The following is a 15037-nucleotide window of genomic DNA, read 5'->3' as shown; positions in this document are numbered from 1 at the left end:
TGAAAACCAACGTTTTAACGCCGATCAGAGCGGCTTGCCCGTGCTTTCGGCGGCTTCCAGAATTTCCTCGGGCAACTTGGCATTCTTGCGGAACAAGACCTTGTCCGATTCCTCGAAACCGCGCTTCCAGATGACCCACATATAGACCACGAGAATCAACGGCCCACCGATTGCAAGCTCGACCCATTCGGGAGTGAATTCGGTGAACAGAAAACCGACGAGAACGGCGGGCGCTGCGGCATAAACAAGCGCGGCGCGATAGTTCGATACCGGGGCCTTGAGCAGCGTCTTGAGCACCAGCGCTTTTACAAGGCTCGACGTGCCGAGCGCGAAGAACAGGGCGAGCGCCGCGCCAGCGGCTTGGAAGCCTTCGCCCCAACCCATTTCCTGCGCCAGCCAAATGAACCCGATAGTAAGCGCGGCCTGCAAGGTGATGACCCCGACGGAGATCAGCAGGTTCCTCTTCCTCGCGATGTAGACCAGAACGCTCTCGGAAACGACTGCCATTGATGCGACCACTTCTGCGGCAAGCAGAATGGCGAGCGCGCCAGTACCGCCGACGATGGCCGGACCGCCGAGGCCCATGACTGCCTCGCCCGGAATTGCGAGCATGAGCGCGATCCCGAATTGCAGCGCGATAATCCAGAAGCCGACTTGCCGCACCTGCGCGGCGATTGCGTCCATGTTGCCGATCTTCAGGTTCTTGGTGATGACCGGCGAGAGGATCGGCTCGAAGCTTGATTTGAGCTTCTGCGGCAGGCTCACGACTTCCTTGGCAAACCAGTAGATGCCGACGGTTGCTGCCGAAGTCGCCTGACCAAGCAGGAACACGTCGAGCAGTCGCGTGCCGCGCTCGATCACGTCAGCCCCGATGAGTGGCAGGGCGCGCGCGGTCATCTTGGCAAGGTAACGCGGGCGAGGGCGCCAGCCCTTGGGCCAGCCATAGGTGCGGAAAAACGACCATGCGGCGGTGACAAGCGCGGCATAGATCGAGGCGAGGAAGGCAAGCGCGATGCCTCCGCTTGCAAGAGCGGGGACGAAGAAAAGTCCCGCAACGAGGATCGACTTGGTCCAAGGCTCAACCACCGCGCGGGCGCGCACCGTGGTGGCGATGTCATAGCGATAGGCTTGCGCGGCGAGCAGGATCTCGGTCAGCGCGAAGGCCGGGATCGCGGCGATCATCCACATGTCGAACTCGCTGTTCGTCCCGCTTGGGAAGATGATCACCGGGAAAGTGATGAGCAGCGCGCAGGCGACGAGGCTGAACAGGAGCGAGGTCAGCATCCCGTCGAAAACGAGATTGGTGGGCGAACCTTCGTGGTCTTCAGCACCCTCGGTCAGGCGTTGTGCAAGGCCGCGCTTTTCACCTAGCGCGCAGATGAGCGCGAAGATCTCGATGACTACGAAGGCCGCAGCGAATCGCCCCATCTCGTCGACGCCGTAAAGCCGGAATCCGACAAACAGAAATGGAATGCCGCCGAGCAGGCGCAGGACAAAGCCGAGCGTGTTGGTGCGCCCGCCCTTGGCAAGCGTTTCCATATCGTCATTGCCGCCAGAGGCGGGCTGCGGCTGGGCCGCAGGTTTGTCGGTGGGCGTGCTCACTCGACGTCGCCTTGGTCGGACGGCGTCTCGGCGCGCAAGGGACGTGAGAGCAATTCGGCAACGACTGCTTCGGGCGCGGAGCCATCGAGGATCGCGTTGACCGCGATGACGATCGGCATGGCGATGTCGCGCTCCTTGGCGAGGCTCGCGAGCACAGGCGCAGTGTGTGCGCCTTCGGCGACCGTTGTGCGGTCAGCCATCAGGTCGGCGGCTTTCTCGCCTTCGCCCAGCGCCTTGCCGAGCGAGAAATTGCGGCTGGAGGTCGAAGAACAGGTTAGTACCAGATCGCCTAGGCCGCATAGGCCAGCGAGCGTCTCCGCCTGCGCGCCCATCGTCTCGCCAAAACGCAGCATTTCGGCATATCCGCGCGCGATCAGAGCAGCACGCGCGTTCTGGCCGAGTTTCAGGCCTTCGACCACGCCGCAGGCTATGGCGAGTACGTTCTTGATCGACCCGCCGATTTCCGCGCCGGTGACGTCGTCGGAATAATAGGGCCGGAACGCTGGCCGTGCGATGGCGGGCGAGAGCCGCTCCCATTGCTCGCGTCCGCCTTCGCAGGCGAGCGTAACGGCGGTTGGGAGGCCAGAGGCGACTTCATGGGCGAAGGTGGGACCGGAAAGAACAGCGATCTCGCTCCCCGGCGCGGCCTCGCGGGCGACATCGTTCATCAGGCGTCCGGTGCCCGCTTCAATTCCCTTGGAGCAAAGGACTAGATCGCGCGGCGATTTGTCGAGGACGGAAAGCACCTTGCCCAAGAGTTGCGCCGGGGTGACGACCAGAGCGATCTCGATCTCGGCAAAGTCCGCAAGGTCGCCGGTGGCGCGAATTGTCTTGGCAAGCTGCGCGCTCGGCAGATATTGCGGGTTGCGGCGATCAGAGTTGATCGCGTCCACGACTTCGCTCTCGTAAGCCCAAAGCAGGACCTCGCGACCGTCGCTTGCGAGCATTTGGGCAAGGGCTGTTCCCCATGCGCCTGCACCGATCACTCCGATGGATGTGCTCATGCTTTCACCCCCGCACCGCGCACCTTGTCAGCCTCCTGATCAAGCGGCCAGCGTGGGCGCGCCTTTAGGTCGAGAGGGTCGCCAGCAAATTCGGGATCCTGCGCAAGCCGCTCGCACCCGGCCCATGCGATCATCGCTGCATTGTCGGTGCACAGTTTGAGCGGCGGCGCGACGAAGCGCATGTCATGGCGCGAGGCGAGGTTTTCGAGCGCAATGCGAACCGCCTGGTTCGCTGCGACGCCGCCCGCCACGACAAGCGCGGGGTAGGGACCTGATGAACCAAGAGCCTTTTCGAGCCGGTCGATCAGGCAATCAATCGCCGCCTGCTGGAAAGAGGCAGCGATATCGGCTGCGTTGTGCCTACCGCTTTCATGAGCGCGCAGCACGGCGCTCTTGAGACCGGCAAAGGAGAAGTGCGGTTCCTTCGACCCCTTCATGGGGCGAGGCAGGGGAACAGCCTTGGCGTCGCCCTCGAGCGCCAAACGCTCCACCGCGGGCCCGCCGGGATAGCCAAGGCCAAGGATCTTGGCCGTCTTGTCGAATGCCTCGCCCAGCGCATCGTCGATTGTCGTTGCGAGGCGGCGATATTCGCCGACGCCCTCGACGCCGAGGATCTGACAATGTCCGCCTGATACGAGCAGCAAGAGATAAGGATAGCCCAGCGCCTCGTCCGCGAGCCGGGGCGACAGTGCGTGCCCTTCGAGGTGGTTCACCGCGATCAGCGGTTTGCCCGACGCCATCGCCAGCGCCTTTGCACTGACGAGGCCCACCATGACGCCGCCGATCAGGCCCGGGCCGGCGGTCGCCGCAATTGCGTCCACGTCGTCCAAGGCCAGTCCAGCGTCCGCCATCACACCTTCGAGCATCGGAGCAAGCCTTTCGGCATGAGCTCGCGCCGCGATTTCGGGCACGACTCCGCCATAGGGCGCGTGCTCGGCCTCCTGACTCGCGATGCGTTCGGCGAGGATGCGGCGGTCGGACGTGACCAGCGCCACTGCCGTTTCGTCGCAGCTCGACTCGATTCCGAGGACAATGTTGTGCGTCGATCCCATTGCGCTTCCATCTAGTCTCTCGCGTGGCTAGAGCAAGCGTGACGGGAGACACTTTGGTGACAGAAACGACCAGGGGCGCGGGTGAATTGCGTCCAAAACTCAGGCTAGGAACACGAAATTCACCGCTCGCGATGGCGCAGGCGTTCGAAACGCGCGAGCGGCTTTGCAAGGCGCATGGCTGGGCCGAAGGCGAGGTCGAACTGGTCCCCGTAGTGGCAAGCGGCGACAAGGTGCTCGACCGCCCGCTGGCCGAGATTGGCGGCAAGGCGCTGTGGACCAAGGAACTCGATGCGTGGCTTGCCGAGGGCAAGATCGACGTGGCGGTTCATTCGGCAAAGGACGTCGAGACGATCCGTCCCGATGCATTCCGCTTCGCCGCTTTTCTGCCGCGCGCTGACCGCCGCGATGCGTTGGTGGGAGCGGCCAGCATCGCCGATATTCCCCGTGGCGCGACCGTTGGAACAAGCGCACCGCGCCGCGCCTCGCAGCTCCTGAACCTTCGGCCCGACTGCAAGGTCGTGACATTCCGCGGCAATGTCGCGACACGGCTCGGCAAGCTTGAAGCGGGCGAGGCGGACGTGACTTTTCTTGCGGCGGCTGGGCTTGAACGGCTCGGGCAAAGCGAAGTCGGCGCACCACTTGAAACGGGCGACTGGATTCCGGCAGCAGCGCAAGGGGTGATCGCTCTCGAATGCCGTGCAGACGATGACGAAGCTGGCGAATTGCTTGCCGCAATCGACCACGCAGCGACCCGCGCCGAGCTTGAGGCGGAACGCGCATTGCTCGCCAAGCTTGGCGGAACCTGCCATTCGCCGGTGGCTGTCCTTTGCAGCGGCGATGCGGGCGAACTGACGATGCGCGCCGCCTTGTTTAGCCCGGATGGCTCCGAGCGGGTCGATGGCGAAGCGAGCTTCAGTGCCGGCGATCATGCTCCCGTTCACGCGCTCGCCGCAGACCTGCTCCACCGCGCCACCCCCGCCATCGCCGAGCATTTCGGCGGCGAAGGGTAAGCGCACTCCATGTCCGGTTTCGTTCTTGCCGTGCGGCCCGAACCGGGGCTTGCCGCGACAATGGAGGCAGGCAAGCAGCTGGGCCTGAACATGATAGGATACCCGCTGTTCGAGGTGCGGGCGCGCAAATGGGAATGCCCTGAGCCGGGAAGTTTCGATGCCATCCTCATCGGCAGCGCCAACGCGATCCGGCACGGGGGCGATGCGCTCAGTTCCATCACGAACAAGCCCGTCCACGCAGTAGGGCAGACCACCGCCGACGCGGCGCGGGACGCTGGATTCGAGATTGCGAATGTCGGCACAGGCGGTCTTCAGAACGTTCTCGATGCTGTCACCAAGCCAACCCGCTTCCTGCGAATCGCGGGTGAGAAACACGTTCCGCTCACGTCTTCCGATGGCGTCGAGATCGTGACCCGCATCGCTTATGAGAGCGTGCCGCTCGAATTGCCCGAACCCTTGCGCGCGCTCGACCAGCTTGGCCTGACGGTGCTGCTTCACTCCGCCGTCGCAGCCGAACGCTTCGATAGCGAAACCCGGCGCCTTGCACTTCAACGCTCGCGCATAAAGCTTGCCGTTCTCGGCCCGCGCATCGCCGAAGCTGCCGGAACCGGCTGGCAATCTATCCACGTCTCGCCCGCGCCCAATGACACCGCATTGTTGGAATTGGTCCGCGAGACGTGCATATAGGCAGGCGGATCGTCCCGGTACGGAGAAAACTCCGGCCTCTTGGGTCATTATAGACGGATATTCGATGGCATCGAAATATGGCAGCCGCAGAAAGCCCGCCTCTACCGGGCGGTTTGCGCTGGCTGCGTTTGCTTCATTCCTCGTCGGCGGAGCGCTGGTGGGGTATGTGGTTTGGTACAATCTGACACCAGAAGAGCAGCCGATTGCGGCTGCCGAAGTCCCGCCGGAGCTTCCCGGTGCGACACCGATTGCGGGCGACCCGTCGCCCACGCCGACAACGCCTGCGAGCCCTTCGCCAAGCCCACTCGCTGACGCAGTCGCAGCACTGGAAGAGGGTGATACCGAAGGCGCAGCGGAGGCCGTTCGCAACGTTGCCGAGCAGCAGGGCGGCCTCGACCAGCGGCTTGCCGCCGCCGAACAGCGGCTCGCGCGGCTTGATCTTCAGGCTCAGGCGGCTGCGGGTAACGCGGCGCGCGCCGAAGGACTTTTGATCGCCTTTGCCACCCGCCGCGCGGTCGAGCGTGGGGCGGAACTTGGCTATCTTGCTGACCAGCTTCGCCTGCGTTTCTCAGATCAATGGCCCAATGCGGTCAACACGATCATCACCTTTGCGCGCAACCCGATCCGATACGACAATTTGACCGCGCGTCTCGATGGCCTTGGCCCGCAACTGGTCGAGCGCGATGAGGGCATCAGCTGGGAACGTATGCAGCGCGAAATGAGCCAGCTTTTCGTGATCCGCCGCGAGAGCACACCGTCGTCACAGCCGGAACGCCGGCTGGACCGTGCTCGCATCGCGCTCGAACAAGGGCGCTACCAGAACGCAATCGACGAGATACGCGGCATGCCGGGCGCCGAGCAGGCCGAAAGCTGGATTGCCGATGCCGAGCGTTTTCGTGACGCGATGCAGGCTTTGGAAGTGATTGAGACCGCAGCAGTCCTTGACCAAAGCGGTCTTCGCGACGGTGCAGGCAATGTCGTGCGCCAACCAAGCCCGGTCGATCAGACGGGCGAAGAGTAGGCTTTCCTAGGCCTTCAGCAATTCGGGCAAGTCGCCCGAGACGCCTCGCGCCTCGTCCATAAAGAAGGTCTTGAGCACGGGCGTGCGCTGAACCGCTGCCATTCCGATCCGGCGCACAGCGCTAGCCGTTTTGCCGGGCACGCCGAACAGCCGCGTGAGGCCGTCCGTTGCGAGCGCGACCATGAAGCTGTCGAGCCCGCGCCATGTCTCATAGCGCTTCAAAAGCTGCGGATCGCCCGGATCGAGCCCAATGCGCGCGCCGTCGGCGAGCACTTCGACCAGAGCGCCAACATCGCGAAGGCCAAGGTTAAGGCCCTGTCCCGCAATCGGATGGATGCCGTGCGCGGCATCTCCAATCAGCGCGAGCCGTTCGTCAGTGATCTTGGCGGTGTGGTGAAAGCCGAGCGGCCAGCTTGAGCGCGCGCCTATGCTGGTCACCTCGCCAAGGATATCGCCCATGCGCTTTTGGACTTCGGCCATGAAAGCGCGGTCGCCGAGCTTGGTCACTGCCCTGCCGTCCTCTTCGGAGACGGTCCAGACGAGTGAAGAGCGATGCGTGCCGTCGGCATCGTCATTCATTGGCAGAAGCGCGAAGGGCCCTGCGGGGTAGAAGATTTCCCAGGCTACATTGTCGTGCGGCTTTGAATGAGTGAGCCCGGCGATGATCGCGCGGTGGTGGTAGTCCCACTTGGCGATCGTGATGCCTGCCTCGTCGCGGGTTGGCGATCCGCGCCCCTCGGCAGCGACCATCAGCCGGCCCTTCAATTTGCGACCATCGGCAAGCACGGCGGCAACGCCGAATTCGCTGCGCTGGCGCTCGACGATTTCGGCCTTGGATACCCAGTTGATGTTGGGTTCGTCCGCTGCTGCTTCGAACAGGGCAAGTCGCAGGCGGCGATTGGGGAACATGCGGCCGAGCGTTCCTTCATGCGGCTCGGGCGTGAAGTCGAGGCGGCCGGGGCGGTTCTGGTCGGTGACGGCAATGCTCGCGATATCGCAAGCGAAAGGTTCGAGCCCGTCGGCGATCCCGATATTGCGGAACAGGTGCCAGCTTGCAGTCGAGATCGCGGTGGCGCGGTCGTCGAAGCCTTCGGCGGTGAGTTCTGCCGGGTCGGCGCGGTCGATTACGTGGCTGGTCATGCCCTGCTTTGCCGCTGCCAACGCCAGCGTCATGCCCACTAGCCCCCCGCCAAGGATCAGGAGGTCGGCGGTCTCGAATTCTGCTTTCGTGCTCATATCGCCCTAGGTAACCCTTCAACCGGTCTTTGCGAACATTATCTTCACCCGTTAAGGCCGCTTACGCTGACGAAACGAGACGAGGCAATATTGTTCGCTGCACCGCGCTTTGCGCTTCCTGCATGGTTGATCGGGCTGTTCGCAGCGTTCTTGCTGGCGAGCAGTGCGGCTGCGCAAGGAAGCGAGAGCGAACCGCGCGTGCGTTATGGCGATGAGAATATCGCGGTGCAGCTGGTGGCTGACGGCATGCCGCGCGCGGGTGAGGAATGGATGCTCGCCTTGCGTTTCGTCCCGACGAGCGATGAGTGGCACGGCTATTGGTCCAACCCCGGCGACGCGGGGCTGGGGATGGTGTTGCAGCTGAACCTGCCGGAAGGCTGGGAGATGGGCGAGGCGCTTTATCCAGTGCCTGAGCGGTTCATTCAGGAGCTGCCCACGCAAAGCCTGATGAACCACATCTACAAAGGGCCCTACACAGTACTCGTGCCGGTGAGTGTGCCCGATGGCGCCGTGATCGACGGGCTGCCGGATGTGGGCGGCTATGTCGAATACCTCGCCTGCACCGACGTCCTGTGCGTGCCGCAGGACGCGGCGCTGAGCGCGGGGCAGGGCGGCGACTTCGCGCGCTGGCGAGCCGAGATCGCGCCGCTGCTCGACGCGAGCGCGCAGTTCGAGATCGCGGGCGAGATGCTGCGCCTCGCCATTCCGATCCCTGAAAGCGTGACTCTGACTGAGCCGCATGTGTTCATCGCCGAGGCGCGGCTGGTCCAGTATCCGCCCGCACAGGCGCTCTACCGCGAAGGCGACATGCTGGTCGCGGAGATACCGCTCGACCCATTCGGTGCGGGTGAGGCGGAAAGTGTCTCCGGTATCCTCGCCTTCGACAAGGAAACAGGCGTTCGTTTTACCGCCGAGCCTGGCGAAGTGCCTGAGGGGCTGGCCTCGATTGGCGCGCAATTGGGAGTGGATGCGCCGCCGCTCTGGACGCTGATCCTCGGCGCGCTGGTGGGCGGTCTCATCCTCAACATCATGCCTTGCGTCTTCCCGATCCTGAGCCTGAAAGCATTGAGCCTCGCGCGCGCTGGCGGCAGCGAGACTGAAGCAAGGGCTGAGGGCATCGCATATACTGCTGGCGTGGTGCTCGCCTGCGTAGCGCTGGGCGGCATCATGCTCGCCTTGCGCGCGGCTGGTGAGCAGGTTGGCTGGGCATTCCAGTTGCAGAGCCCAAGCGTCGTGATCGCGCTGCTGGTTCTCGCGACCGTGATCACCTTGAACTTCGCAGGCATCTTCGAACTGCCGAGCATCGACACCGGCAACGGAGCAGGGCGCAGCGCCTTTGCGACCGGGCTGCTTGCCGCAGTCGCTGCGACGCCGTGCACCGGACCTTTCATGGCTGCGGCGCTTGGGGCTGCTTTGTTGCTGCCGACGCCGCTTGCACTTGTCCTGTTCGCGACCCTCGGACTGGGGCTTGCGCTACCATTCCTCGCTATCGGCTTCGTGCCCGCTCTGCGCCGGATGTTGCCCAAGCCTGGCGCGTGGATGGATCGGTTCCGCCGCCTGATGGCGATTCCGATGGGGCTGACCGCGCTCGCGCTCATCTGGCTCACGGCGCAGCTTGGCGGGCGTGGCTTTGCGCTGTTTGCGCTTGTTATGCTGTTCGGGATCGTGCTTGCACTGTTCGTGGTCGGGCGCTTGCAGCAGGCCGGCAAAATGGCGTGGCCTGCTTTCGGCCTCGTCGCCGCACCCTTCCTGATCTTCGGCGCCTTCGCATTGCCAAGTGGCTATGCGCCTCCCAGCCGCGACCTTGCCGCCTCGCTCCTATCCCCACAGGAATTCAGCCGAGAGGCACTTGCCGAAGCACGCGCCAGCGGTCAGCCGGTCTTCGTGTGGTTCACCGCAGACTGGTGCGTCACCTGCAAGGTCAATGAAAGTGTCGCGATCGAGCGCGAAGTGACAGCCGAAGCCTTCGATGAGGCAGGCGTTATCGCGATGGTCGGCGACTGGACGGTGCGCGACGAGGAGATCACAGGCTTCCTGAACGAGCAGGGCGCGGCAGGCGTGCCGCTCTACCTGTGGTACGAGCCCGCAGAAGATGCTGAGCAACTGCCGCAGGTTCTCACCCCCGACATGCTGACCGAACGTGCTTTAAGGGACAGATGAGGGCGGCTGGTCCAGCAAGCGGCAATCCTCAATGAACTCGCCCGGCAGGTCGCTCGGATTGAGTTCGACCCGGCCAGCTCCCGGAACCGTCAATCCCAGCGCGCGCGGTCCGGCAAGCGGTTCCCACACCAGATCGGCAGCAAGGCGCTCGCCCTGCCACATCAGCCGTCCGTTCACCTCTCGCGCATCGACGGCCATGCGTCCGATATGCCCGTTGCCGACCAGCGCCAGCATTGCGCCTGCGCCCTCATCGGCTGGCGAAATGCGGGTGATCTGGAGTTCCGGCACAGCGCCGCCTTCGCGCCGGCATTCAAGCGACACCAGCGCAGGCTCACCTGGAATGCCGTAGACCAGCCGCTGCGCGTTTTGCTGCGAGCGGGCCCACATCGCGCCTTCGGTTTCAGGCGAGGGGAGGGGCTCGGAAGCGAAGGTCGGCTCTGCTTCCGGCATGTCGCGGGTCATGTCGGCATCGGTCGGCGGCGGCTTGCATGCGGCAAGCGCCAGTACGGACGCCAGTGCAATCATCCTCATCGCGCGGTGATAAACTCGCGCAAATCGGCGGAAAGCTGACGGCGGTCCTCGTCGCGGACATACATCATGTGGCCTGCGTCATAATAGGTGTAGGTGATCCGATCCTGCGGAATGCCGAACCGGTTGAGCGAATACTCCGCCCCGAAGAACGGCGTCGCAAAGTCGTACCACCCTTGCGCATTGAAGACACGCAGCTGCGAGTTCTGCCGCATCGCACGCCCGATGAAAGGAGCAACGTTGAGGTAAGCATTGCGTCCGCGTCCCTGAAGCGACCAGTCCCAGCGCGCACCAAGGCTTCCGATTGATTGATATTCACGATCGGTCTTGAAGCCGAGCCCTTCGCGCAGCCACTGGTTTACAGCCGCCGTGTAGCCCGCATCGATGCCGTAGAAGCTCGGGTCGCTGTCGGGCGTTTCGCCCGCATTGTCATAATCGACGCCCGTGTAGCGCGCATCGAGCCTTCCGATAGTGAGGCCCCTGTCGCGCAAAAGCTCCTTGTAGAAACGCTGCGCCGTGACACGTAGGTTTGCCTGGTCGAGATATTGCTCGGAAAGGCCGGTCAGGCGCGAAAGCTCGGCACGCACAGCCGCGCGCTCGGCATCGGGCAAGTCTTGTCCTTTGAGCAGCGCAGTTGCGAACGGGCCGATTGCAAATTCGCGCGCTTCTCCTGCGATGGCCTCGACCGAGGGCGCTTCGACCTTGCCGTGATACCACGCCGCCGCCGCCATATTGGGGAGCGTGACGATATAGGCCATCTCATTGCCAGGCGTCGGCTCGCGCCCGGCAAAGTCGAGGATGGTCGAGATCAGGATCAGGCCGTTGAGACCTACGTCGTTGAAGGTCGATCCTTCAAGCTCGTCGACCACCATCGCGGTGCGGCTTGTGCCGTAGCTTTCGCCGCCGAGATATTTGGGGCTCGACCAGCGTTCGTTATCGTTGATCCAGCGGCGTATCACTTGTGCAACCGCGCGGGCGTCCTGGCGAAGGCCGTAATATTTCTTGGGATCGGTCCCTTGCGTCAGATAGCTGAAACCGGTTCCCGGCGGGTCGATGAAGACGAGGTCCGCGACGTCGAGCAAGCTGTCGGGATTGTCGAGCAGCGGATAGGGCGGCGCGCCATCGTCGCGCGCGTCCGAGGGGATTGCTACTCGTTTTGGCCCCCATGCACCCATCTGCAGCCAGACCGAGCCTGAACCCGGGCCGCCATTGTAGATGAAAAACACGGGCCGCGACTTGTCCGCCGGATCCTTCACATAGGAACTGGTGACGATCACCGCTTCCTGCTTGCCTTCATCGCTTTCAAGGATCGTCTCGCGAACCGTAGCGGTGTAGCTGATGCGCTGACCGCCAAATGTGCCGGTGTGCTGCGAGGTGCGAACCTGCGGCTCGATCCGCTCGGCAGAGGCGGCGCCCTCCTTGTGCGCGTCAGCGGCGAGCGGGCTTGCGGCGGAGGTAGCGAGAAGCGCGGCGGAAAGTGCGGTCAGAATATGCTTGGTCATGGGGAGACGCTTGGCAGCACTGGGCACCAGGGGTCAAGCGTCCCACCATTCAGCTCTCCATCGGCTTGACGAACTTCATAACGAAGCGGTCGGTCCTGCCGCGAATGGAGGGATCGAACACACTGACCGAGAGGTCGTCCTCGGGATTGGCGAGCATGTCGCTTTCATCCGCCAGCACGAAGCCGGCGCGTTCAAAGTCGGCCCTCACCACCGCCGGGTCGATCCGGTGGGTCGCATCGACGATCGCACGCGTATCGCCCGGCTCTCCCGTGTGGTCGATGATGCCGACAATCCCGCCGGGCTTCATCGCCGCATAAAGCACCGCGACGAAGGCGTCGGGGTCGCTACGCGGGATCTGGAAGCGTTCGGATTCCCAATAGATGTCGTGGTAGTTGAGGCTCATCATCGCGAAGTCGAAGCTCTCCGCTTCCGGCGCGAAGTCGCTGAATGGAAAGATGATCTGCGTGACGCCCGGTGCGCGTCCTTTCAGCGCGTCCCAGGCAGCGATGGCTTCTTCGCCGCTTGCAAATTGTTCGGGCTGGAAGGCGAGTACCGACCCGGTGGGCGCGACGATATGCGCCATGATCTCTGTCCAGTAACCAGCGCCGGGCAAAAGGTCGGCGGCAACCATGCCTTCTTCAAGCCCGAGGAAAGCGAGCACTTCGACAGGCTTGCGATTTTCATCCTGTACGCGCGCCGCTTCGGGCCGATCGGGCTTGGCGACCGCGGCGGTTATGGCTTCGGATTCCTGGGCGAGGACTGGGGCAGCGGTGATTGCGAAAGCGCTGGCTGCGGCGAGTGCGAGGGTAAAGCGTCTCATTGTGGCATTCTCCCGTATGCTGGGAGCATGAGGCCGCGTTTCAGAGAGCAGCGCAAGGAAAAACCTGCCTGCCGACATTGCCGCTCGACGAAAGGGGTTCGCCGCTAAGGCTTCCCGCCCATCCGCTTGTACCTTGTCTTGCCGTACCGCGTCTTGCGCGTCCCCGGCTTGCCTTCGTTCGAGCGGCCCACGCGAGGCGCTTTCTTCTGGTCGTCGGGAAGGCCGAGCTCGTCGTTTTCGAGGCGGCGGATTTCGTCGCGCAGGCGTCCGGCTTCCTCGAACTCGAGGTTTGCGGCTGCATCGCGCATGCGCTTTTCGAGGTCTTCGATGTAGCTGCGCAAATTGTGCCCGACGAGGTTGTTGACCTCGTCATCGCCGGTATCGACTGTGACGCCGTCCTGGCTGGCTGTGTGTGCGACGATGTCGGCAATGTCGCGCTTGATCGTCTTGGGTGTGATGCCGTGCTCTTCGTTGAAGGCTTTCTGCTTCTCGCGGCGGCGGTCGGTTTCGGCCATCGCGCGTTCCATCGAGCCGGTGATGCGGTCGGCGTAAAGGATAACGCGGCCATCGACGTTGCGCGCGGCGCGGCCGATGGTCTGGACGAGGCTGGTCTCGGAACGAAGGAAGCCTTCTTTGTCCGCATCGAGAATGCAGACGAGCCCGCATTCGGGGATGTCGAGACCTTCACGCAGCAGGTTGATACCGATCAGCACGTCGTAGACGCCCATGCGCAGGTCGCGGATCAATTCGATGCGCTCAAGTGTCTCGACGTCGGAGTGCATGTAGCGGACCTTGACGCCCGCTTCGTGCATGAATTCGGTGAGGTCTTCCGCCATGCGCTTTGTCAGCGTGGTGACCAGCGTCCGGTAGCCTTTTTTAGCGGTGGCGAGACATTCCTGAATGCAATCCTGCACCTGATCCTCGACAGGACGAATTTCGACAGGTGGATCAATGAGGCCGGTGGGGCGGATGACCTGTTCTGCAAAGACGCCGCCGGTCTGCTCCATCTCCCACGGGCCAGGCGTGGCTGATACGGCGAAGGTCTGCGGGCGCATTGCGTCCCATTCGTTGAAGCGAAGCGGGCGGTTGTCGATGCACGAGGGCAGGCGGAAGCCGTATTCGGCGAGCGTCAGCTTGCGGCGATGGTCCCCGCGCGCCATTGCGCCGATCTGCGGCACGGTCTGGTGGCTTTCATCGACAAAGAGCAGCGCGTTTTCGGGCAGGTACTCGAACAGGGTGGGCGGCGGCTCACCCGGGAGGCGGCCGGTGAGGAAGCGCGAATAGTTCTCGATCCCGTTGCAGCTGCCGGTCGCGGCGATCATCTCGAGGTCGAAATGGGTGCGCTGTTCGAGCCGCTGATGTTCAAGCAGCTTGCCTTCTTCCTCAAGCTCCTTGAGGCGGTGTTCAAGCTCGAATTTGATCGCCTCGGTCGCCTGTTTCATCGTCGGCCCCGGCGTCACGTAGTGCGAGTTTGCATAAACGCGCACCTTGTCGAGACTTGCGCCCTTTTTACCGGTCAGCGGATCGAATTCTGCAATCTCTTCAATCTCATCACCGAAGAAGCTGATGCGCCATGCCATGTCTTCATAGTGGCTGGGGAAGAGTTCGAGATTGTCGCCGCGCACCCGGAAACAACCGCGCGTGAAGGCTGCATCGTTGCGCTTGTACTGGAGCGCGACGAGCTTGCGGATCAGCTCGCGCTGGTCGACGGTCTCGTCCTTCTTGATGTCGAACACCATCGCCGAATAGGTCTCGACCGAACCGATACCGTAAAGGCAAGAAACCGAGGCGACGATGATCACGTCATCGCGTTCAAGAAGCGCGCGCGTGGCCGAGTGGCGCATCCGGTCGATCGCCTCGTTCACGCTCGACTCTTTCTCGATATACGTGTCGGAGCGCGGGACGTAGGCTTCGGGCTGGTAGTAGTCGTAGTAGGAAACGAAATACTCGACCGCGTTTTCGGGGAAGAAGCTCTTCATCTCGCCATAGAGCTGCGCGGCGAGGATCTTGTTGGGCGCAAGGATAAGGGCAGGGCGCTGAAGGGTTTCGATCACCTTGGCCATGGTGAAGGTCTTGCCCGAACCCGTCACGCCCAGAAGCGTCTGCGTCTGATCACCGGCAAGCGCGCCTTCGACCAGCTCCTTTATCGCGGTCGGCTGATCGCCCGCCGGTTCGTAATCCGAGACCAGCTTGAACTTCTTGCCCGGCATCGATTTTTCTGGGCGGTTGGGGCGGTGAGGGGTGAATTCCTCGCCGGTCTCGGGCTCTTCAAGACCGCGGCGGATGATGAGATCAGACATGGAACGAGATATGTGTGCAAGCAGCGCTGTTGTGAAGTGCCTGTCGCGCCCCTAGCATGCCTCGCCAAGGCAAAAGGTCGCGCCGAATCATTCACAAGTCGAAGGGAGATGCTTC

At 63.2% G+C, this 15037-nt stretch carries 12 protein-coding genes; 4 read left to right on the top strand and 8 right to left on the bottom strand.

Features of this window, described 5'->3' with window-relative positions:
- Positions 1-24: 24 nt before the first annotated feature.
- Genes NAP1_RS08390 through tsaD form a run of 3 tightly spaced genes read right to left on the bottom strand, consistent with a single transcriptional unit; the run spans position 25 to position 3658 of the window.
- The gene (locus NAP1_RS08390; protein ID WP_007164843.1) at positions 25-1602 is read right to left on the bottom strand and encodes a lipopolysaccharide biosynthesis protein; all 1578 of its coding nucleotides are present in this window, start codon (positions 1600-1602) and stop codon (positions 25-27) included.
- On the bottom strand, positions 1599-2606 hold the full coding sequence (locus NAP1_RS08385) for an NAD(P)H-dependent glycerol-3-phosphate dehydrogenase (RefSeq protein WP_007164842.1): 1008 nt from the start codon (positions 2604-2606) through the stop codon (positions 1599-1601). The genes NAP1_RS08390 and NAP1_RS08385 overlap by 4 nt, the downstream gene beginning before the upstream one ends.
- Positions 2603-3658, bottom strand: a complete 1056-nt coding sequence (gene tsaD / locus NAP1_RS08380; protein ID WP_007164841.1) for a tRNA (adenosine(37)-N6)-threonylcarbamoyltransferase complex transferase subunit TsaD — start codon at positions 3656-3658, stop codon at positions 2603-2605. The genes NAP1_RS08385 and tsaD overlap by 4 nt, the downstream gene beginning before the upstream one ends.
- An 86-nt stretch (positions 3659-3744) precedes the next feature.
- Between tsaD and hemC the strand changes: the two genes are divergently transcribed.
- The 3 genes from hemC to NAP1_RS08365 all read left to right on the top strand — a co-directional run bounded on the left by hemC (position 3745) and on the right by NAP1_RS08365 (position 6376).
- Complete coding sequence (hemC, locus tag NAP1_RS08375; RefSeq protein WP_256364610.1) at positions 3745-4668, top strand: hydroxymethylbilane synthase; 924 nt, start codon at positions 3745-3747, stop codon at positions 4666-4668.
- Positions 4669-4677: 9 nt separating this feature from the next.
- A complete protein-coding gene (locus NAP1_RS08370; RefSeq protein WP_007164839.1) occupies positions 4678-5355 on the top strand; it encodes a uroporphyrinogen-III synthase in 678 nt (225 codons plus the stop codon).
- Positions 5356-5419: 64 nt separating this feature from the next.
- Positions 5420-6376, top strand: coding sequence for a hypothetical protein (locus tag NAP1_RS08365; RefSeq protein ID WP_007164838.1), 957 nt, complete (start codon positions 5420-5422; stop codon positions 6374-6376).
- Between the two features lie 6 nt (positions 6377-6382).
- Here the strand turns inward: NAP1_RS08365 and NAP1_RS08360 are convergent, their stop codons facing one another.
- The gene (locus tag NAP1_RS08360; protein WP_007164837.1) at positions 6383-7612 is read right to left on the bottom strand and encodes an FAD-dependent monooxygenase; all 1230 of its coding nucleotides are present in this window, start codon (positions 7610-7612) and stop codon (positions 6383-6385) included.
- A 90-nt stretch (positions 7613-7702) separates the two neighbouring features.
- Here NAP1_RS08360 and NAP1_RS08355 point away from each other — a divergent pair, with 90 nt between their 5' ends.
- A complete protein-coding gene (locus tag NAP1_RS08355; protein ID WP_007164836.1) occupies positions 7703-9772 on the top strand; it encodes a protein-disulfide reductase DsbD in 2070 nt (689 codons plus the stop codon).
- Here the strand turns inward: NAP1_RS08355 and NAP1_RS08350 are convergent.
- The 4 genes from NAP1_RS08350 to uvrB all read right to left on the bottom strand — a co-directional run bounded on the left by NAP1_RS08350 (position 9758) and on the right by uvrB (position 14922).
- A complete protein-coding gene (locus tag NAP1_RS08350) occupies positions 9758-10297 on the bottom strand; it encodes a hypothetical protein (protein ID WP_040464361.1) in 540 nt (179 codons plus the stop codon). The two genes, NAP1_RS08355 and NAP1_RS08350, sit on opposite strands and share 15 nt — an antisense overlap.
- 2 nt (positions 10298-10299) lie before the next feature.
- On the bottom strand, positions 10300-11802 hold the full coding sequence (locus NAP1_RS08345) for a S10 family peptidase (RefSeq protein ID WP_007164834.1): 1503 nt from the start codon (positions 11800-11802) through the stop codon (positions 10300-10302).
- A 49-nt stretch (positions 11803-11851) separates the two neighbouring features.
- Positions 11852-12622, bottom strand: coding sequence for a class I SAM-dependent methyltransferase (locus NAP1_RS08340; protein ID WP_007164833.1), 771 nt, complete (start codon positions 12620-12622; stop codon positions 11852-11854).
- A 104-nt stretch (positions 12623-12726) separates the two neighbouring features.
- Positions 12727-14922, bottom strand: coding sequence for an excinuclease ABC subunit UvrB (uvrB, locus tag NAP1_RS08335; RefSeq protein ID WP_007164832.1), 2196 nt, complete (start codon positions 14920-14922; stop codon positions 12727-12729).
- Between the last annotated feature and the right edge of the window lie 115 nt (positions 14923-15037).

It is taken from the genome of Erythrobacter sp. NAP1 (assembly GCF_000152865.1).
In the GTDB taxonomy this organism is placed as follows: domain Bacteria; phylum Pseudomonadota; class Alphaproteobacteria; order Sphingomonadales; family Sphingomonadaceae; genus Erythrobacter.
This window is presented reverse-complemented; position numbering and strand designations above follow the sequence as displayed.

Excerpts from the sequence above, each read along its gene's own strand:
- NAP1_RS08365 (WP_007164838.1), top strand. The coding sequence starts at position 5,420 with ATGGCATCGAAATATGGCAGCCGCAGAAAGCCCGCCTCTACCGGGCGG.
- NAP1_RS08360 (WP_007164837.1), bottom strand. The coding sequence starts at position 7,612 with ATGAGCACGAAAGCAGAATTCGAGACCGCCGACCTCCTGATCCTTGGC.
- tsaD (WP_007164841.1), bottom strand. The coding sequence starts at position 3,658 with ATGGGATCGACGCACAACATTGTCCTCGGAATCGAGTCGAGCTGCGAC.
- NAP1_RS08340 (WP_007164833.1), bottom strand. The coding sequence starts at position 12,622 with ATGAGACGCTTTACCCTCGCACTCGCCGCAGCCAGCGCTTTCGCAATC.
- NAP1_RS08370 (WP_007164839.1), top strand. The coding sequence starts at position 4,678 with ATGTCCGGTTTCGTTCTTGCCGTGCGGCCCGAACCGGGGCTTGCCGCG.
- uvrB (WP_007164832.1), bottom strand. The coding sequence starts at position 14,922 with ATGTCTGATCTCATCATCCGCCGCGGTCTTGAAGAGCCCGAGACCGGC.
- NAP1_RS08385 (WP_007164842.1), bottom strand. The coding sequence starts at position 2,606 with ATGAGCACATCCATCGGAGTGATCGGTGCAGGCGCATGGGGAACAGCC.
- NAP1_RS08345 (WP_007164834.1), bottom strand. The coding sequence starts at position 11,802 with ATGACCAAGCATATTCTGACCGCACTTTCCGCCGCGCTTCTCGCTACC.
- NAP1_RS08350 (WP_040464361.1), bottom strand. The coding sequence starts at position 10,297 with ATGATTGCACTGGCGTCCGTACTGGCGCTTGCCGCATGCAAGCCGCCG.